The 20,188-nt window shown below is 48.7% G+C and carries 18 protein-coding genes and 2 riboswitches; of the genes, 2 read left to right on the top strand and 16 right to left on the bottom strand.

The genetic code is table 11. The features are described from left to right. Positions 1-126 precede the first annotated feature (126 nt). On the bottom strand, positions 127-969 hold the full coding sequence (locus PAV_RS13780) for a YhcN/YlaJ family sporulation lipoprotein (protein ID WP_005547174.1): 843 nt from the start codon (positions 967-969) through the stop codon (positions 127-129). A gap of 319 nt (positions 970-1,288) precedes the next feature. Between PAV_RS13780 and PAV_RS13775 the strand changes: the two genes are divergently transcribed. Next, positions 1,289-2,299 carry a ketoacyl-ACP synthase III gene (locus PAV_RS13775; RefSeq protein WP_005547172.1) on the top strand — a complete coding sequence of 337 codons (1,011 nt, stop codon included), beginning with the start codon at positions 1,289-1,291 and terminating at the stop codon, positions 2,297-2,299. Between the two features lie 267 nt (positions 2,300-2,566). Here the strand turns inward: PAV_RS13775 and PAV_RS13765 are convergent, their stop codons facing one another. From PAV_RS13765 to PAV_RS13725, 10 genes are all read right to left on the bottom strand, one after another. Further along, on the bottom strand, positions 2,567-3,442 hold the full coding sequence (locus PAV_RS13765; protein WP_005547171.1) for a DUF4340 domain-containing protein: 876 nt from the start codon (positions 3,440-3,442) through the stop codon (positions 2,567-2,569). Continuing rightward, a complete protein-coding gene (locus PAV_RS13760) occupies positions 3,439-4,824 on the bottom strand; it encodes a GldG family protein (protein ID WP_040736025.1) in 1,386 nt (461 codons plus the stop codon). The genes PAV_RS13765 and PAV_RS13760 overlap by 4 nt, the downstream gene beginning before the upstream one ends. 6 nt (positions 4,825-4,830) lie before the next feature. Then, positions 4,831-5,538 carry an ABC transporter permease subunit gene (locus tag PAV_RS13755; RefSeq protein WP_005547168.1) on the bottom strand — a complete coding sequence of 236 codons (708 nt, stop codon included), beginning with the start codon at positions 5,536-5,538 and terminating at the stop codon, positions 4,831-4,833. Beyond that, positions 5,531-6,475 carry an ABC transporter ATP-binding protein gene (locus PAV_RS13750; protein ID WP_005547166.1) on the bottom strand — a complete coding sequence of 315 codons (945 nt, stop codon included), beginning with the start codon at positions 6,473-6,475 and terminating at the stop codon, positions 5,531-5,533. Before PAV_RS13750 ends, PAV_RS13755 begins: the two co-directional genes overlap by 8 nt. Positions 6,476-6,725: 250 nt before the next feature. Further along, positions 6,726-9,095 (bottom strand): histidine kinase, encoded by a 2,370-nt coding sequence (locus PAV_RS13745; protein WP_005547164.1) that lies wholly within the window; start codon positions 9,093-9,095, stop codon positions 6,726-6,728. Positions 9,096-9,104: 9 nt separating this feature from the next. Further along, positions 9,105-9,689, bottom strand: coding sequence for a potassium-transporting ATPase subunit KdpC (gene kdpC, locus PAV_RS13740; RefSeq protein WP_005547162.1), 585 nt, complete (start codon positions 9,687-9,689; stop codon positions 9,105-9,107). A 97-nt stretch (positions 9,690-9,786) separates the two neighbouring features. Then, positions 9,787-11,796 (bottom strand): potassium-transporting ATPase subunit KdpB, encoded by a 2,010-nt coding sequence (kdpB, locus tag PAV_RS13735; protein WP_040736022.1) that lies wholly within the window; start codon positions 11,794-11,796, stop codon positions 9,787-9,789. Positions 11,797-11,890: 94 nt separating this feature from the next. Continuing rightward, positions 11,891-13,570, bottom strand: coding sequence for a potassium-transporting ATPase subunit KdpA (kdpA, locus tag PAV_RS13730; protein WP_005547158.1), 1,680 nt, complete (start codon positions 13,568-13,570; stop codon positions 11,891-11,893). Positions 13,571-13,624: 54 nt separating this feature from the next. Next, entirely contained in the window at positions 13,625-13,702 is a 78-nt protein-coding gene (gene kdpF / locus PAV_RS37615; protein ID WP_227775128.1) for a K(+)-transporting ATPase subunit F, read from the bottom strand. 304 nt (positions 13,703-14,006) lie between these two features. After that, positions 14,007-14,184, bottom strand: a riboswitch (cyclic di-AMP (ydaO/yuaA leader). Positions 14,185-14,198: 14 nt separating this feature from the next. Further along, positions 14,199-14,606: a hypothetical protein gene (locus PAV_RS13725; protein WP_005547154.1), complete on the bottom strand. Its 408-nt coding sequence runs from the start codon at positions 14,604-14,606 to the stop codon at positions 14,199-14,201. 70 nt (positions 14,607-14,676) lie between these two features. After that, positions 14,677-14,867: riboswitch (cyclic di-AMP (ydaO/yuaA leader) on the bottom strand. Between the two features lie 392 nt (positions 14,868-15,259). Between PAV_RS13725 and PAV_RS13720 the strand changes: the two genes are divergently transcribed. Further along, positions 15,260-15,631 carry a hypothetical protein gene (locus tag PAV_RS13720; protein WP_005547152.1) on the top strand — a complete coding sequence of 124 codons (372 nt, stop codon included), beginning with the start codon at positions 15,260-15,262 and terminating at the stop codon, positions 15,629-15,631. Positions 15,632-15,770: 139 nt separating this feature from the next. On the opposite strand, the gene PAV_RS13715 is transcribed toward PAV_RS13720, so the two are convergent. The 5 genes from PAV_RS13715 to PAV_RS13695 all read right to left on the bottom strand — a co-directional run. After that, positions 15,771-15,989 carry a hypothetical protein gene (locus PAV_RS13715; RefSeq protein WP_005547150.1) on the bottom strand — a complete coding sequence of 73 codons (219 nt, stop codon included), beginning with the start codon at positions 15,987-15,989 and terminating at the stop codon, positions 15,771-15,773. A gap of 51 nt (positions 15,990-16,040) precedes the next feature. Further along, positions 16,041-17,429 (bottom strand): glycosyltransferase family 2 protein, encoded by a 1,389-nt coding sequence (locus tag PAV_RS13710; protein ID WP_005547149.1) that lies wholly within the window; start codon positions 17,427-17,429, stop codon positions 16,041-16,043. An 82-nt stretch (positions 17,430-17,511) separates the two neighbouring features. After that, on the bottom strand, positions 17,512-18,504 hold the full coding sequence (gene rfbB, locus PAV_RS13705; RefSeq protein ID WP_005547147.1) for a dTDP-glucose 4,6-dehydratase: 993 nt from the start codon (positions 18,502-18,504) through the stop codon (positions 17,512-17,514). Continuing rightward, entirely contained in the window at positions 18,501-19,232 is a 732-nt protein-coding gene (locus PAV_RS13700) for a sugar phosphate nucleotidyltransferase (RefSeq protein WP_005547145.1), read from the bottom strand. Before PAV_RS13700 ends, rfbB begins: the two co-directional genes overlap by 4 nt. A gap of 230 nt (positions 19,233-19,462) precedes the next feature. After that, the coding region (locus PAV_RS13695) for a WIAG-tail domain (protein WP_040735968.1) at positions 19,463-20,188 on the bottom strand (726 nt) is incomplete at its 5' end.

Below are 20,188 nucleotides of genomic sequence, written 5' to 3'. Positions count from 1 at the left end.
GTGGTGGAAAGATGCATTTCACGTATAATTCCGCTTGCATGACGAATGCTAAGCCTTATGTGCGAATATGTAAACAGGACTCCGTCCTCAGCAGTTGTGAGGAATGAAGTCCGTTCGGAACGAAAATTAGCGAGTTCCTGGTGCCATGTTATGAATGCGAGTCGGTTGATTGTAAGATTGGCTCGCAGCATTTGTTGGGAACAAACGGTACACCAGTTCTTGGAACTCATTAGTAAACCCTGCGATTGGATGTCCGGCAGCCGCTTGCTTGCTGTAATCATTCATGCGGTTGACGAAGTCTGGATTCGCAGATACATACACATTATTACAGTTCGGAGCTTCTTTCTTCACAACGTTGGCAATATGTTCTTTGACTGAAGCAGGCATATTATCATTTCCAGCAGGTGTGCCGTCATACGTACCCAAGTTCCCTGCAGAGTAAGGACCTTGCCCATGGCCGGCTGGGAAGCTTTTGCTCTTCATGCCGGATGTTGTGTGATCCGTAACGACCGCCACATAAGCATTATTATTGTTCGTCAACATAACATGTGCCGACTTTACGCCCTTGACAGATGTCAGTTTTTTCGCAATCTTTTGGTTCATTTCCATCTTATTTACCGAATGAGCTCCATAGCGGCCTCCATCCATACGATTGAAGCCGTCCGTACGATTGAAGCCGTCCATTCGATTGTAGCCATAGTTGCGATAAGTACCGTTGCCGTAGTTGTAGTTGTTAGAACGGTAACCGTCTGGGCCGAAATCATTGCTGTAAGAGCGCAAACCGTCGCCTTGGAAGTTCGTATTGTAACGGTTCGCATTGTAACGATGATCCGTTCCAAGTGGATTTATGCCATCATAATTATGCTGGCGCACACTCTTCGTGGACATATTTCTATTTCCACAACCTGTAATCCCCATTGTCATCACTAATGCTGCCGTCAACGTTAGCAGAACTGCTTTTGCTTGCATCAATGTTCCTCCTTGTTCAGTTCATAATTGGGGTGCCACCAACTTTAGCATGCGCCGACGCTCTAATGTTATGCCGATAGGTTTTTCCGATAATTCCACTCCTTGACTTTCATCATGAAGCTTTTAACAGAATGAGGAATGTTAGGATAATACTAATGAGAACAGAAGCTTGGATTGACAATAATTAACGTGAAACGTATTATTTTAGTATTAGGACATAGTACCAGATACTAATTTTATTTCACAATTTCACATGCCCTCATTATGAAACGGATTATTCAGCCTATAACCCATCATTGATTAGGAGAGGATATACCCTATGCAAACGGTTAAGCTTCATACGAAAGCCCAAATCACAGCTTTTGGTACCTTTGTGCCTGAACGCCGTTTAACGAATGAGGATCTGTCGCAAATGGTCGATACGAATCATGAGTGGATTGTTCAACGAACGGGCATGATTGAACGCCGTATTGTTGATGAAGGAACCTATGCCAGCGATCTTGCTTACGAAGCTGCTAGAAATCTCGCCGACACGTATCATGTTGATCTTCATACGGTTGATGCGGTGCTTGTAGCTACATCAACACCAGACGCCTTCTTCCCGAGCACGGCTGGCATCATTCAAGGTAGACTTGGCATTCCTCATGCAATGGCACTGGATATATCGAATGCCTGTGCAGGTTTTGTTAGTGCCATGCAATTGGCAATAGGACTCATTGATGCGGGCATGCATCGGAAAGTATTGGTGATTGGCACAGAGGTTCTGACCCGTACGGTTGACTATGCGGATCGCAGCACCTGCATCTTGTTCGGAGATGGGGCTGGAGCGATTCTTCTGGAGGCTGGCACTGCTGAGCAGCAATCTTGTTTCCTTGCTTCTGGATCATTGACGACAGGAGATTTAGGCGGGATATTGCATCGAAAGGCTGTCGCCGATCGGATTGGCGATGTAGAGATGAAGCCTGACAACACTTTAGTTCAAAACGGGCGTGAAGTTCTGAAGTGGGCACTCCGCCAAGTTCCTGCAGGCATCCAAAAATTGCTGTATGATACTGGATATACAGCAGAGCAAATTGATATCTTTGTGCCACACAGCGCTAATCTGCGGATGATCGAATCAATCTGCGAACGCAGTGGGATTCCGCTGGAGCGTACCCTCACAAGTGTTCAGTATTACGGTAATACATCCGCAGCCAGTATCCCGCTAGCCATCGCTGAGGGATTACGTGACGGACGTCTAACTCCAGGAGCACTCACCTTGTTGTACGGATTTGGCGGGGGTTTTTCGCAGTCGATATTACTGATGCGCTGGCCGGAATTACGGACGTGACCATTTGTGATTTCCCTGTTTCCCTACTAAAATGAATCCTGCACAAATAACCCGGCTATGTTTTTTCATAACCGGGTTATTATAAAGTGCAACTACGCTATTCTGCTTTTTCCACTCCAGAGTCTATCCAGGCCTTGCATGTCTCGTCAAACGCATTCTTCGGAACAGCAAAGGCCCATGCTTCGCCCTGAGGGATGATCCATACCTTATCCCCTATTACATACCCTTCATAGCTCTTTTTCTCCGCTGAGCTGATCTCATCAGGCTTTAAGGACAGTTCGAGCTTCCAATCCGGATTGCGGGGTTTTCCGCCCAAAAGTTCTTTTTTTGCTTCGGAAGCTCATTCGTAGACCAATCCCGAAACTGATTCATAAGCACAGAAGCCTTATCCTCCGTAATGGGCTTGCCCTGAAGCTGCCAATCCAGCTCGGTTTGCTCTGTCTGTTCAGCTTGATCGGATTTCCCCTCACCTGCTGTAGTTGTATCCTGTTTTTTATCCGCTTGTGAAGGCTTGGATTCCTTCAATGGGTTCAATGTATAGGTCTTGCCTCCATAGCTCCACACGAACTGTTCTACACGTTCAAGCGGAAAGGTAATCGGCTCCTTCAGCACGAAATCATACGTACTCCGCTTCAGTCCCGACCATTCGGATTCCGAGACTTGATATACCTTGCCTTGATCATTCACCAAAGCGTAATAGGTGCCCGAAATCGGCGATTCATTGCCAATCTTGATCGTATACTTCGCTCCGTCTGCACCGATTGCCTCAAACGTCCATGCTGGCTGATCCAGTCCGTATTTCTCTAAATGATTGGCCTGTTCCTCTACGACAGACTCTGCCTTCGCCTTCGTCAAAAGAGAAAGCCAATCCTGTACTGGATAAGTGTTGAGCGGATATGCGTTAGGCTCAGTCATCCCCCATTGTCCATTTTTCTTATGAAACGATACCTTAGAGCCGTCTTCCGCTCCTGTTATTGTAAAAGAATTTACGTCCTGCTCCTGTAGCGATAAGAGCGACACGGATGTATCCTCCTTCTTACTACGGAAGAAATCATGAGAAGAAGCATATACATAGCCGGCAATAAAAACGAGCACCAGCAGCAAGGTTGGAATAAGCTTCTTTACTTGCGTATTCTTGTTCATGCAGCCCTTCTCCTTCTCCACCATAATGCAGCTCCGATCCCTAACAGGAGTACAGGGAAGCCGATAACTGTCGTCCAAAGTATCGTTTTACCTTGCCCAGGCGTGAGATAGGCGATTTGGTACGCTTCATTTTCCCGTGGACGAATCGTCACTTGATCTTGATTGCCTTGCAGCCAGTTCATGCTGTTCAATGCAAAATCACGATTGCCCTGCGTATAGAGATTCTGATCCTCAACATAGCTGGAACCACCGACAATGACTGCCTTCGGCTTCCCATCTGTAGTCGTCACAGCTGCTCCCAATGTCAATGGGCCCGCAATATCCTTAGCATCACGCTCACTCCCCTCCTGCATAAGGCGAGGAATATCTGTTTCACCATAGGAGTTGGCGGAAGTCTTCAAGATAGGCTCCACCTTTAGCTTATCTGTTCCCACTGCATCCAAATGTAGGCCAAGTGTAAGCAGCGTAAGCAAATTATATTGCGACAACTTGGATGTTAATTCATGCTCTCCGTATTCAGGCACAATTGTAAAAGGATCATACAGCGTGCTCTTCTTCGGCTCGACAGCGACTGCATGCTTGTTTGTCACACCTAGATGCTTCAGCAGACCATCGATATTTTTCCACGACTTAGCCATGTCCGGATTGAAGCCGAGCGCAATGTACAGTTTCCCTTTGTTGTCCACATATTGCTGCAGCAGCTTCGCTTCCTTGTCCGTTATATCCTTATTGGCTCCCAGCATCATGACAATATCCGCGTCTTGCGGGATTGCGCCCTCTCGATACAGGTTCAGTTCTTTCACTTGAATATTGTCCTCTTCCAGACTTGAGCGAAGTGCAGATATTTGCGATAACGGCAGTTCTTCATGTCCAGACAGTACGTAAGCTGTCGATTTATGATCATTGGTCAAGCTTCTTACTGCTTGCGTCATTTTTTCCTCACCGCTGAAACGATAAGCCCCGTATCCTTCACCACTGCTGAACATTTCATACAATCCCACCGTCTTGCGCTTCGTCCCGCGCTCGAACACAAGGGAGCTCCCTGCTAGCCCATATTGCTGAGCTAAGGATGGTTCCTTCATTAAATCAATCTGCTCGAACGTAATATGCTTATTCCGCTTCGCATACTGCTCCGCCATGTCAGCAACCTCCCTAACAAGAACAGCATCATCCTGCGGCGTATAGAACAGCTTCAAATTCACCTTATCCTCGATCGAAGATAAAGCCGTAGTCGTTTGCTCGGACAGTGTAAAAGACTTGTTCTTCGTTACATCCCATTGCCAACCCGTCATTGATTCCAAAAAATAAGTCAACAACACAAATATTCCGAGAACGGCAGCCGATCGCACAACCGCATTCGTTCTTCGCAGCCATTTGTTCATCATTCGTTACCTCCACCGTTTTCTTTCAAGCACTTGGATGCTCAGCACAACGAACACAAGCGCAAGTGTTAGGAAAAAGAGTACGTCGGATCCATTCAGTACCCCTTTCATAAAGGATTGCAGCCGGTTGTTCATCGAAAAAGGAGCAATCCAATCGCCGACGGCAGATGACGATACGGAATCTAACAGCCAGAACATCAGCAGGATCACGAATGCGGCAATGGCAGTTACCATCTGATGCTCAGACAGTGCAGATGCGAATAAGCCAATGGATGCCATGGCAATCGTTAGCAGCAGCAGGCCAAGTACTGAAGTCATCAGCACAGGCATGTCCAATTTTCCAAAGAACGACATGACAAATGGATAGACCAAACTAAATCCGACCAGTACAACCATTAAGACACATGCCGCTGCATATTTGCCAAGCACAATTTCACTTATTCGCGCAGGTGAAGTGAGCAGCAGTTCATCTGTACCATGGCGGAACTCATCTGCGAATAGCCGCATCGTCAGCAGGGGGACGACAAAGATATACATAAAAGTCGTATTACCCGTTACAAGCCGGAAGTCAACGATACTCGGCTGAAACAAAACAAAATTCAAATAGAACATAATCCCGGAAATCAGCACATACACCGCAAAGGCCGCATAGGATGTCGGCGATGTGAAATATGCAAGCATTTCTTTGCGAAATATCGCGCTACATCTACGCATCCCCAGACTCCTCCTCTGTCGTCAATCTTGTAAACACATCTTCCAGGCTTGTTGATTCCCGCTTCATTTCGAGAATTGGGAACCCTGCATTCGCCAAAGCAAAGAATAGGGCTTCCCTTACATCCGCCTGTTCTGTCGAGGTTATGCAAAGATGAACCTCTTGATCATGGCTTTCAGACTCAATATGAGCAATCTTCGGCACATTTGTTGCCGCATCTACTACCTCTGAAGCAGGGCCCTTCACGATTAGATGAAGTTTCGTTTCCTGACCTAGCGCCGCTCCCACCCGTTCAGGCAGTTCGTCTAGAACGATTTGCCCTTGGTGAATAATAATAACCCGGTTGCACAGCGCGTTCACTTCCGGAAGAATATGTGTACTTAGCAGTACCGTATGCTGCTCTCCCAACTCACGAATAAGCTGGCGTATCTCGACAATTTGGTTCGGATCAAGACCAGATGTGGGCTCATCAAGCACAAGCAGTTCCGGCTTATGAATGATGGCCTGCGCCAATCCCAGCCGCTGCCTGTATCCCTTGGACAGCCCACGAATAGTCTGAGTTTCTCTCCCTTGCAAGCCTAATCTGACTACCATCTCATCCATTCGTTTGCTTCGCTCTCGAACTGATACGCCTCTAATATCTGCTACAAAGCGCAAATACGACTTCACCGTCATATCTGGGTACAGCGGCGGCGTTTCTGGCAAATAACCTATCTTGCTTCTCGCTTGTTCCCCATGATCCGCCATGGAAATGCCATCAATCGAAATACTCCCGCTTGTCGGATGCAAATAACCCGTTATCATTCGCATCGTCGTTGTCTTCCCTGCGCCGTTAGGGCCGAGAAAACCCACGACTTCGCCGCGAGCCATAGAGAAGTCGATATGGTGAACACCTCGACGTTCGCTGTACAGCTTGCTGACGTCTTTCACTTCCAGCATCATAATCCCCCTTGTTCAGACTTAATACAAGGCGTACCTCGCCAGCAAGCATAAAGTACGCCTCTGTATGAATCGTTACTTCCATGTTATCGATCCAACTCTAAAGCAAGCTGAAAATAGGCTGAAAGGCAACTTAAAAACTTGTGTCTAATTTGTGAATAAAAAATCATAGCCCGCTTACGGCTATGATTCATTCAGTTTATATGGGAAGCATGATCATCATACGCAGTTCCTGTAATTTTCATAGTCGTTATTTCGTTCGCAAATCCTCCCATTCAGAGAGGACGAGTACATCCATATGCCTTGCCTGGCGCATCAGTGCCTCCATTGCCCCCAGCCTGCCCCAGCGGCGGGAGCGGATTGGCATACCTACGATAATTTGACTGGCACGAAGCTGATCGGCCATTTGTACAGCCGACTCAGCCCATTTTCCTCGCGTCACTGCCGCGCGCTCGTGGAACGTACCTCCAAGCCGCTCGGTCAGTGCCCGCACTTCGGACATTTCCCTCTCCAAAACAACAGATGTCTTGCGCTGCCCCCAGGGTGCAACCGGCAAATGAACGACATGCATGGGGGCCTTCAGGCGATGAGCAATCCGAAATCCATGCCGAACGAGTCCTTCTGGACGCACGTCAGGGCCAATGCAGACGAATATCACCTCTTGCCTCCGCCATGGACCGCGGAACAGTGCCCTTCGCTCCCACGATTCCAATCGCTCATCGACATCGTCAGCCACCTCTCGCAGCGCAAGCTCCCGCAAGCCGATCAGATTGGGAACGCGGAAGAAGTTCGATAAGGCTTGCTCTACTTTATCCGCCTTATAGATCAACCCAGCACGCATTCTTTCCTGTATCGTCTGGGGAGTTACATCTATTAATTGAATTTCCCGCGCTTGCCGAAGCACGATATCAGGCACAGTCTCGCGCACACGTACCCCGGTCAAATGCTCTACCGCGTCATTCAAGCTTTCTAGATGCTGGACATTGACTGTCGTGACCACGGATATGCCCGCTTCGAGCAAGCATAATACATCCTCATAACGCTTGGCGCGCATACTTCCTGGTACATTCGTGTGGGCCAACTCATCAACGAGCACGACTTCGGCATGAATGCGAAGCAGTTCTTCTGTATCCATCTCCTCCAGCATCTTGCCGTTATACGCAATACGCTTGCGCGGAACGATTGTCAGTGCTCCTACTTGAGACGCCGTTTCAGCTCTGCCGTGCGTTTCCAGCAGACCAATAACGACATCAACCCCTTGCTCAAGCAACCGATTGCCTTCTTGCAGCATATGATACGTTTTGCCTACGCCGGGTGCTGCACCAATAATCACCTTGAGCCTTCCCCGCTTCAAGCCAGCAGCCTTCTCTTGAATCCGCTGCTCCGTGACCCGCTTAAATAGCGGCTCCGCCTCAGCCGATGCAGCTAGGCGAGCAGGCAGTATCCGCTCTCCTTTCACGAGTGAATGATCGGCGATCAGGAACAAGTCTGTCGTTTCAATGCGTCTTAGCAGCGCTCCAATTAGCGAGCCATTCCACCACTCCTGCCATCGTGTCTGACGAGAGTGGCCGAGTACAAAGCGCGTGATGCCATGAATCTTCGCATACTCAGCTAATGCAGCGGCCATATCGCGGCGAGAGCGCGAAGGAATCTCCTCCCATACCGCTTCAGTCTTCATGGCCATCTTCTTCAGAGAACGGCGAAAAGCAGCCTGCTCCGTCGTTAATTCCATATCCGGCTGAACAAAGGTCACAATATAAAGCTCCCCGTTCAACCGCTTAGCAATCTGCTGCCCTCTTCGAACATATATCGAGCCATTCCAGCCGAATTGCGCGAGAACAAGAATTCGTTCGGATGCCCCCGATGGCCCCATAAGCCCCAGCTCATTTCGATGCTGCTCCAGAGAACCGTTCACATGATCAGCCATCGTTCGCAGTGCAAGCTCACGCAAGATGCTGATTCGGCTGCGTTCTTCTGCCCGGTGCTTCCGCGAATGACCCTTGCCTCTAAGCTGCCCATACGTTCTGCGCTCCATTAAAGACTCCGCAGACACGTCAAGGAGGCGGACTTCGTCTGCCTCCTTCAACACCTCACTTGGTACGGTCCATTCGCTGACGACCCCTGTCATTTTCTTGGCCGCCGCTTGAACACTTTCATCTTCATAGGCATTCATCGTCGCAATGACACTGATGCCGCGTCTGAGCAATTCCCGCACATCCTCTAGCCTTGTAGGACGCAAGGCAGCCATTCGATTACGATGAGCCAGCCCATCAATTAATACAACATCGGGCATCCGTGCCGTAATCGCCTCCACATCGATATCGTATCGATGCAGACCGTCCTTCTGCCATGCGATCATCGCTATTGCTTTAAGGGGAGGCTCTTCTCCGCCTGCATCCAATCCTACCTCAGACCATATCTCCTGTGTTGGCAGCGCTGTCCCATATACGACATCAAGCCCTTGCTTGGTGCAATTCCATCCTTCAAGCAGAAGCTGCGTAGTCTTGCCCGCTCCACTAGCAACGGCCATCAAAATACGGAGTCTCCCCCGCTTCATTTGCTCCAGCATGCGCAATATCATTTCTGGCGACTGCCGACGATATTCATCCCCTTCATTCACAGCCGACACCTAGCCTTTCATTTCGTGCTGCACTTCCAGGTTAAGCATAAATACATTGACGCGCATCTGTCCAAATACGCCCAAGTCCCTGCCTTCCGTATATTTCTCAATCAATTGTTCCAACCGTTCCTTGGAAATACCGCTTGCTTTCGCTACACGAGTCAGCTGTACGCGCGCCGCTTCCGGTGTGATATGCGGATCAAGACCAGACGCGGAGTTCGTCAACAAATCCTGCGGGATCGGCTTTGCAGCTACATCCGGATTCACCTTGCCCCATTCCTCAACCGACTTCACTACTCTCTCCTGAAGAGCTAGATTTGATGGAGCGTAGTTCGGCGAACCAGAGCCGGCAGCATCATTGCCAATGCTCGAAATTCGTCCATGAAAATATTGCGGTTCTGTAAAATTCTGTCCAATCAGCTTCGAGCCTAGCAATTGCCCCTTCTCATTGTATACCATGCTTCCATTCGCCTGCTTCGGCATGACCGCCTGCGCAAGCCCCGTCATCGCAAATGGATAAGCTAGTCCGCACAGCAGCAGTAGACCGATTGTCGTCCGTACCATCGCTCCACCAATATTCATACGCTCTCCCATGTTCGTTCATCCTCTCTTCTTCCTTGATCGAACCCGAAATCATATATTCAACAATATTCTCTATCTATGTCATTGCCGCCAAACACCCAAGCCGATGCTACACCAGCATTCCCACAATCAGATCGATCAGCTTAATGCCGACGAAAGGAGCTATCAGCCCGCCCAAGCCATACACGAACAAGTTACGCTGCAGCAGTTTAGCCGATGACATCGGCTTATAGGCGACGCCTTTGACCGCCAACGGAATTAATAACGGAATAATAATGGCATTAAAGATAAGTGCCGATAAAATGGCCGATACTGGCGAATGCAAGTCCATTATATTCAGGGCAGACATTTGCGGGATGGCAATCATAAACATTGCGGGTATAATCGCAAAATATTTCGCTACATCATTTGCAATACTGAATGTCGTCAGAGCACCGCGCGTCATTAGCAACTGCTTGCCGATAGACACCACTTCAATAACCTTCGTCGGATCAGAGTCGAGATCAACCATGTTCGCAGCTTCCTTCGCTGCGGCCGTACCGCTGTTCATCGCAATGCCGACATCGGCTTGCGCCAGCGCAGGAGCGTCATTCGTACCGTCCCCAGTCATTGCTACAAGCTTGCCCTCCGCTTGCTCCTTGCGAATAAGCGCCAGCTTATCTTCCGGCTTGCTCTCCGCGATGAAGTCATCGACACCAGCTTCCCGCGCAATCGTCGCCGCCGTCAACGGGTTATCCCCTGTACACATCACGGTACGGATGCCCATGCGGCGAAGCTGCTCGAACCGCTCCCGCATCCCGGGCTTCACCGTATCCTTCAAATAAATTAAGCCATATATGTCACGTCCTACGGCTACCGCCAGCGGCGTGCCGCCGGCAGAAGCGATCGCATTCGAATTGGCATCCAAATCCTGAGGCACAGTACCTCCTTGGGCGATAACCCAGCGTTTCACCGCATCGACAGCTCCCTTGCGCACACAGCGTCCATCCTTCAAATCCACGCCGCTCATGCGCGTTTCCGCTTTGAAAGGGATGAATTCTCCTTGGACAGCAAGCTCAGCATTATACGTAATTCCTGCCTTGGATACCCAATCCACGACGGAGCGCCCTTCAGGCGTTTCATCATGATGGGAGGCAACTGCCGCCCATTCAGACAAGGTATTCACACTCACGCCTTGAACCGGAATGAGCTCATGAGCCAAACGATTACCGAACGTAATGGTTCCTGTCTTATCCAAAATAATCGTATGAATATCCCCGCACGCTTCAACCGCCTTGCCTGATGTTGCAATGACATTAAAGCGGGTTACGCGATCCATACCAGCGATCCCGATAGCGGACAGCAAGCCGCCAATCGTGGTTGGAATCAAGCAGACCAGCAGGGCAATCAGTACCCCGGCATTCAATTCAACCTGCAAATAGTTACTGAATATAGGCAGCGTAACGACAACGACCAAAAAGATAAGCGTCAAGCTGACAAGCACGGTATGAAGTGCAAGCTCATTTGGTGTCTTCTTGCGCTGTGCGCCCTCTACAAGCGAAATCATCCGATCCAGGAACGATTCTCCAGGGTCGCTTGTAATTCGAACACGAATCTCATCACTGATCACTTTCGTTCCGGCCGTTACGGAGCAGAAATCCCCGCCTGCTTCTTTCAATACAGGAGCAGATTCTCCCGTAATCGCCGATTCATCAACAGAGGCCAATCCAGAGATTACCTCACCATCTCCAGGAATTGTTTCCCCTTCGCGAACAATTACGACATCTCCCTTGCGCAGCTCGGATGAGGATACGCGAACCGTACCTGCTTCCGTAATTTTATTAGCCCATAAATCCCGCTTCGCTTGCTTCAAGGAATCTGCCTGTGCCTTGCCCCGACCCTCTGCAAGAGCCTCAGCAAAGTTGGCGAACCACACTGTAATGAACAAAATGAAGCTGACTGTGCCGTTGAACCAACGCGGCATTGGCGAGCCAAATGCATCTGGTGCGAATGTAAGCAGCAGCGTAATGACGAAGCCTACCTCGCAAATGAACATCATTGGATTTTTAACCATCTGACGCGGATCAAACTTTCGCAGCGCATCGATCGAGGCTGCCCGCATTAAGCTGCCTTGGAACATGCTCCGTTCCTTCGTATCTGTAGTATGTCTGCGCGCCGGTTCATATGGTGCGGGTGTTTTCATCTGTTTTTCCGTTCTCATTTTCCGTTCCCCCTTATTTCCACAACGTCAGATGTTCTGCGACCGGTCCAAGCACGACTGCCGGGAAGAACGTCAGAGCACCTACAATAAGCACTGTGCCGACAAATACGATACCGAACAGCGCCGTATTCGTTTGGAACGTACCGCTTGTATTCGGAATCGGCTGCTTCTTCGCCATCGAACCGGCTACTGCCAGCAGCGTAATGAGCGATACATAGCGCCCTAAGAACATGACGATCCCTGTGGAAATGTTCCAAAATGGTGTTGCGTCGCCCAACCCTTCAAAGCCGGAACCATTGTTCGCAGCCGAGGACGTAAACTCATACAACGCCTGAGACAATCCATGGAACCCTGGATTGGACAGCGTATCCGCCTGTGTAGCAACTGCAATCGCAGTCGGTACAAGAATCAGGATCGGATGCACCAGCAAAGTAACTGCCAGCAGCTTCATTTCCCGGCTTTCCAGCTTGCGTCCCAGAAACTCAGGTGTTCGTCCGACCATGAGACCGGATAGGAATACGGCAATCATGACGTACAGCAGCACATTCATAAAGCCTGCACCAACACCGCCGAATACGGTGTTCAGCATCATATTCGCCATCGGGATCAAGCCGCCAAGCGGTGTCAGCGTATCATGCATATTATTGACGCCGCCCGTCTCTGATGCAGTCGTAACGACCGAATATAGCGAGGATTGAGCAACGCCAATGCGTACTTCTTTCCCTTCCATGCTGCCAGATCCGCTTAATCCCGCAGCGTTCAATACCGGATTCCCCATATATTCCGCCGTAAGAGAGGAACTAAGCATAATTAGGAACAGGATCGCCATCGAGACGAATAGAACTCGTCCTTCCTTCTTGTTGCCGACCATACGGCTGTAGGTAAATGGAAGTCCTGTACACAGCATTAGCATGAGTAAAATATGAATTAAATTCGTCACACCATTCGGATTCTCAAATGGATGAGCAGAGTTCGCTCCAAAGTGGCCGCCACCATTGTTGCCAAGCTCCTTAATCGACATCATAGCTCCTACAGGGCCAAGCGGAATGTGCTGCTCTGCTCCTTCAACAGTTACTGCACTTTCCATTGGACTTAAGGATTGCGGTACCCCATTCCAGATGAACAGCACACTGGCAACGATCGCAATTGGCAGGAAAATACGCGTAATCGAACGTACAAGGTCTGCCAAGAAATTGCCGAGCGGTTTGCCAGTCAAACCGCGAATAATCGCCATCACTGCCGCAAGAGCTGTAGCAGGAGACGTGAACATTAAGAAAATAATGCCCATCATTTGCGACAGCAGGGACAGCCCACTTTCACCGCTGTAGTGCTGCAAGTTCGTATTCGCCATGAAGCTGATCGCCGTATTGAATGCCACTCCCGGTTCCATGCCCGGAATCCCATTCGGATTAAGCGGCAATACCCCTTGAAGGCGGAATATTGCATATGTCACCACAATCATCAGCACGTTGGTGGCAACTGCCGTAAAGGCGTATGCCTTCCAGCTTTGCGATTTGTCCTTAATGCCGAAACATGTAAATAAAAATCGATCTATCGGCCCAAATACAGAGTCCAGCGGTCTTGGAGCTCCGCTATTATCAAACACCCCTGCCATATATATTCCGATCGGACGCGCTATCGCCAAGGCAAGCAATAAGGTAATTCCAATGGCGATCCATTCGATTGCACTCATCGTTCCGTTCCACCCTTCTCTAATGTACAAATATCAACAATGATTCTGCCTAAACTAAAATCGTTCCGGCTTGACTAAGGCATATAACAAGTAAATGAACAAAGCCGTAATCAAGGTGAATAAGACGATCATCATGAGCGATCACCTCGTTCTTCCACTTCCGCCTTGCACCAATGGAGAATTCCCAATACGCTCAGTCCAAGCAGCGCGATAAGAATCATCATGACTGCATCAAACATTGTCCCTTCCTCCTCCTGAATAAGGTTCTCATCTTACAGGCAATGCTGCCGCGATCCCGTTCTTATCAAGCCTTATTGGCTCAATAAGAACGCGCAGGCAACACAAAAAGCCACACGGAAAGAGGGACCCTTTCCGTGTGGCTTCACTCACGCATTGTCAAATAAACGTACGCGTAATTGTTCCACGACGAAATAAAGGCTGCCTCCTTGGACGCTTACGAGGTTAGCTGACGGATTCGGGCGCGAAGAGTCGCCCTACCAGCCAGGAACGGATTCCTGTGCCGGATTCACCCCTTGCGCGAACTGTAAATGTACAGTTGGCGCACTAACGTTGGTTCCCCCGTTCCCATGAATGGGATTCAGCGGTGAGCATTGCCTATATGGATAAATTAGATGATATCAGATAGTAAAAATGATACTTGATCCGATTGCGTATAAATGACGTAATTCGCACCAAGCAATCGGTAAATCGACTGCGGATGATGACGCTTCGTTACGATTGTGATCGGCTCCGTCGTCCATTGTCGGCATATTTGAAGCAGCCGGCAGGATAGTGCAAAGCTTTGTTCAAATACATAGATTCGGCCAATTGGAACATGAGGCACAGCCCACGCCTTCGGCTCCGTCGTATTGATTCGACATACCGGAGTAACTCCAATACCTTCCAATCGCTTCGCCAACCGTCCATTATGGGCGATACCCGCTATCGAATATCCTGCTCCTTTCAATTGGCGTATAAAGTCAATTCCCATCTCACAGCCTGCGAACACTGCAATGACCCGGTCCGCATCGTACATATCCATTTCCTCCTGTTCATCTGTCCGAAGCCCTGCTTGCAAGAAAGAGGTACGTCGCCATCTGATCAGGCGCGCCTCTCCCGTACGCTTACGAGGTTAGCTGACGGATTCGGGCGCGAAGAGTCGCCCTACCAGCCAGGAATCGATTCCTGTACCGGATTCACCCCATGCGAACGTTGGCTGCTGACTATTACTCAGCTCTGCATTCGCTTTATTGGTTCCCCCGCTTCCGCTTTCTGCGCAATTCAGCGATTGAGACGCAACGGATATCGTTGTTGTTGCTGAACTGAATCTTACGCCTTTCCCCCTCCTGCTGTAAATGAAATGAAAACCATAATTTCTCCATTTCCAAGCAATTGTGATGAACTAATCCCATCTTATCTCTCATTACAGCCTTATTACCTCGCAATTTCTCCACTTTGCTTGTACGGCGATGATTTCATGAGAAAAACAAAGAAATTTAAATAAATACCCGTATGTAAACGCTTTGCTTGACAATTCATTTCAAAATCATGGATTGGCATCTATTTACAATCTTTGTGCCAAAAGGTAGGATACGCAATACGATCGAATGGCTTTCCCATTGCCGTCGGTACAGACAGATTCAATGCATATGTGTAGCGCTTCAATACAAATACAGGAGGATGGACAGAATGTCATACGCAGAGCTTGGCGAGTCCCAAAAATACAAGCTTACAGAACAATGGAAAATTTGGAACGACCTGCATGGCGAACAGCTATTCCAGCCGCAAGATACACAAATTTATATATCTGACGAGCTTGTTTTTGTTCGAATGAAGCCCGCTCAGCTCCATGCCGACTACATGCCTAGCAGGATCAATAAGCACTTACTCCAACGGGCGCAGCGCGCCTTTTCCCAGTGGGAGCAGCAGCAGCGCGGCATCATGTGGGAATCAATTATTCCCCGCGCCCTGGGAGTTCATATTGCACGCATGTGGCTTTCCATGCCTTTGCAAGGAGGTTCTACGTTGGATGTCATTCAGCTTGAGGTGCGGCCAAAATAAGAGATCGTTACAATTAGGGAGATGTTGAAAACAGCGAAATTCGCAATTCAAAAGGGGATGCCATCACCGAAGACTTTATGTCATAAAACACAAAAAACAGCCCTCCTCTTGCTTCGCAAGCGTCAGACTGTCTTTGATCCTATACTTGATTGGAATATATCAGGTGATGGCCATCTTCGAACCCCTTGGCAAACCCGGCTTCGAAGCCATCTCGATACGCAGTTGCTTCAGCTCCCTTATAAATGTTCGAATGCGTCTTCTTTGTCAGCTTAGATTTTCGGTGTCGAATACGTTGCTTCAGTCCCGACAATTGTCTATCCGTTTGTCGGATTTTCCGTATCCGCTTCATTTTATCCAATCGTGTTCTCCCCCTTTCTGCCGCCATTCAACTGCTGCTTAACGGACTCATTTATAACAGATGCAAATGAATTTCTGGAGCTGCCATAATGGGGAGCCCTTCCTCAAGGGCTTCCTTGTCGATCTCGGTACGCTCCACTACTTTCTCAGTCAATTCCCAGCGCGTTAAAGCATGCTCACTCATGAATTCCCTGTATAGATCCCCTTGTCGTTGATAATACCTTCCGGATTCTGTAGTAAACACACTGCCCTCCGCGATTCCCCCATCTTCTGTATGTGATTCCTTCCATTTCTTCGTCACGCTTTCCGCGTCTACCGTTGATCCTGTCGGCCATCCCCTCAGATCAACCTGACTTACGCTTACGATCGGGATGGTTAGGTTCCCTTCAACCGGATGCTTGGTACCCTGTTCAATCCAATAGACAGTCTCTGACAATCCCGCCACAGCCACATGAGTCGGATAGAATGTCTGGCAGCGTTCACCGTTTTGTTTGCCATAACGTTCACGAACACGATGCATCCAATTATAAGGGTTCCGCCACTTTTTCTGGAACAGACTTGCATAATTATCATTTGTGGATTGAGATTGATCCCCAGATGCAGTTGTCCCTTTACTGACAACCTGATATATGCATGTATCCTGAGCGACGACTAGCTTCCGACCACTAAGCCTGATTCGGACATTGTAATCCTCGACCTCATAATATACATGACCATAGCCCTCGTCAAAATAGCCAGTCTCTTCAAATAAGCTACGACGGAACAATAAACAACCGCTTTCCAAATGATCAGCACTGTTCCATTTACTAGGATCCAAAACAGGGCTAGTGGATTCTGAATGATAGTGATGCAAATTTTCCATCTGTTCATCGGTATCCGCAAGCTGCTGCTTCTCATCCAGAACGTACGTCACTGGGCCAACCATTCCAATCTCAAGATCACTATTCAGACATGCCAGCATATTCGTCAGCCAATTGGATGTAACGAACGTGTCTGGGTTCAAAATACATATCGACGTGCCTTTTGACATCATCAATCCTGTATTCACAGCACCAGCAAATCCTCTAACTTTCTCATGAATATAAAACCGAAATTGTCCGGATTTCTTATTCAAAAAAGCAGATGTACCATCCGTAGACGCATTGTCAACGACGATAATCTCATAAGGCACTTCCGTATAGGCGCGTATGCTGTCTACACACTGTTCAAGAACATCCACCTGATTGTAAGTAGGTATGATTATACTCGTACCCTCAAACTGCTCACCATACTTCTCCTGTCCAGCTTGAAGACCTTCTATATATCCGAGCGAATAGCCGTATTCATAACGTTCAGTCAGCCTTTCACCCTTGCGCTTTCCTAGTAAATGGCGAGCTATTCGCTGGCCTTGAGCCTTTGTCTGCCGAGATGTTCGCGGCAACGGTCGGCGTTTTTTGAACATATCTTTCGGCCCCTTTTTCTATCGTTTTACCAATTGTCACTCTTGTTCGTTGAAGGCAGCCGCTGCTTGCTTGAACCAAAAACTAGCGGCTTTCTAAATACGCATTAGAGCGCACTCGCTCACACCATGCTTGATTCGATACATACCATGCAACCGTCTGGCGCATCCCCTGTTCAAGCTCAATTTGGGGACGCCAGCCTAATTCTCGCTCACTCTTACTAGGGTCAATAGCATACCTCTTGTCATGTCCTGGACGATCCGAAGTAAACGTAATAAGAGATTCCGGCTTATTAAGCACTTGAAGGATCATCCTCACGACATCCAGATTCGTCCGTTCATTATGACCACCTATGTTGTATACCTCACCGACTTTGCCCACTCGCAAAGCAAAATCAATCGCAGTGCAATGATCTGTCACATGCAGCCAATCCCGTACATTTGATCCGTCTCCATAGATAGGAATCGGCTCGTCATGCAATGCCCGCAAAATAATAGTCGGAATCAGCTTCTCCGGAAATTGCCGCGGTCCATAGTTGTTCGAGCAGCGTGTAATAACAACAGGCAGTCCATACGTCTGCCCATACGCGCGGGCAAGCAAATCGGAGCCGGCCTTGGATGCGGAGTAGGGGCTATTAGGTGCAAGTGGCGACTCTTCCGTGAAACACCCGGTATCCTCAAGCGATCCATACACTTCATCTGTGGAGACATGGATAAACTTCGAGACTCCGTGCCGTTTGGCAGCCTCCAGCAGTTGAAACGTCCCCCATACATTCGTTCGAACAAACGCCTCTGGATCAGCTATACTTCGGTCAACATGGGATTCTGCCGCAAAATGCACAACCGCATCGTAAGCCGTTTCAGCGAAAATACGCTCCAGTTGCACGTGATTTGTAATGTCTGCCTTAACGAACCGATAGCGCTCAGAAGACGACACCTCTTCCAAGTTATCAGGATTGCCTGCATACGTCAGAGCGTCCAGATTCGTAATGCGTAAGTTGCTATATTGGGACAGCATGTAGAGGATAAAATTGCTCCCGATAAATCCCATGCCGCCTGTTACCAGCACATGCGTCATAACTGCACCTCCCATAGCTGCTGAGATGCCTCAGACAAGGAATCAAATGTCCCCGCATCGATCCACCATTTCTCCAGCAAGTTGTAATGCAGCTTGCCAGCTTGGGCGTAACAGTTGTTCACGTCTGTAATTTCCAGTTCTCCTCTGGTAGAAGGAGCGATCGACCGAATGTGCTCAAATACATGAGTGTCATACATGTAAATGCCGGTTACACAATAAGAGGAAGCAGGGACTTTCGGCTTCTCAACGATTCTTACAATGCGATCCTGGCGCTCCTTATCGAAAATCGGTACGCCATATCGATGCGGATCCTTGACCTTCTTAAGCAAAATACGCGCTTCCCCAAGATCCTGATTGCGATATTCGTCTACATAAGGCGTTAAATTATCCAAAAATAAATTGTCTCCTAACAAGACAACGAATTTTTCATCTGGCGGAAGATAGGGCTCTGCTAGCGACAGCGCCTGTGCAATGCCTCCTGCCTCTTCTTGAACTGCATACGTAATATTGACCCCCATGGATTGTCCGCTTCCGTAATATTCGGTATATAGCGCAGCTGACGTTTTGCCGATGACCATGAAAATATCCGTGATACCCGCTGAGCGAAGACGCTCAATCGCATAACTGACCATAGGATGCTTCCCAACGGGTATTAAGTGCTTATTGATCAGCTTCGTCAATGGATAGAGGCGTGTCCCCGTGCCTCCAGCCAAAATGATGCCCTTCATTACATACACCCTCCCTGAGTGGAACATATAGAAATGAGCTCTCACGTCATAGATTTTACTCATCGCTCGTGTTCAATTGTGACATGTGCGGAAAGTCCATTATATGTGGGAACAATTTGTCATGTGAGTAGATGTTGGTTGGCAAGGATAGAACGCAACCGCCAGCTGCCACAGATGAAGCTGACGGTTCCGGTAAGCTGGGAATATGGGAGTATCACACTCCGTTACTCCTACCCAATTGCTATCCAAGACACCAATCCATTCGGATGTGGGCTAATGCGTGTTCGCATAATTTCGATAATAGCGTGATCAGTGGATTGGGATTTCATTACGGCGTAACATGCAGAATGATTCGTCATCGCTACCAGTACATAATTCTTATTTTGATAGGGCTCATCAAATGAAATACGCAATTCGATCATCTCATCAAGATCTCGGAATGAAAATGGCACCGTGCCAAATTGCTGCAGAGCGGCAGTATGAGTCGATGAGGCTCGAATTGGTGTAAATGCACAATGTTCTGTTGTGATTACGCCAGGAGTGATATCCGCTGAGCCAATTAACGGTTGCTCAGATATTTTGGAATCCCACGTTTCGGATAACATAAGAAACAGTTCCTCATCCAAATGCTCGACACTTATTACTCCCGACGCCAGATGATCACGCTCAATCGACTGTGCTTGAATATGCGATCCACTGACTGCATGCGGAGCAATATGGTGCTGTTGAACCGATTCTACTGCTAGATGATGCGGATGCACGGCTCCTTCGGCCAGATGTTGCGGATGCACAGCTCCCTCTGACAGATGTTGCGGGTGCACGGCTCCCTCTGCTAGATGATGCGGGTGCAACGCTCCTTCGGCCAGATGTTGCGGATGCACGGATCCCTCTGACAAATGATGCGGATGCACGGATCCCTCTGACAGATGTTGCGGATGCACGGCTCCCTCTGCTAG

Origin of the sequence: Paenibacillus alvei DSM 29 (genome assembly GCF_000293805.1) — a bacterium.
In the GTDB taxonomy this organism is placed as follows: domain Bacteria; phylum Bacillota; class Bacilli; order Paenibacillales; family Paenibacillaceae; genus Paenibacillus_B; species Paenibacillus_B alvei.
The sequence above is the reverse complement of the archived record's forward strand: the minus strand, read 5'-3'. Positions and strand labels throughout refer to the sequence as shown.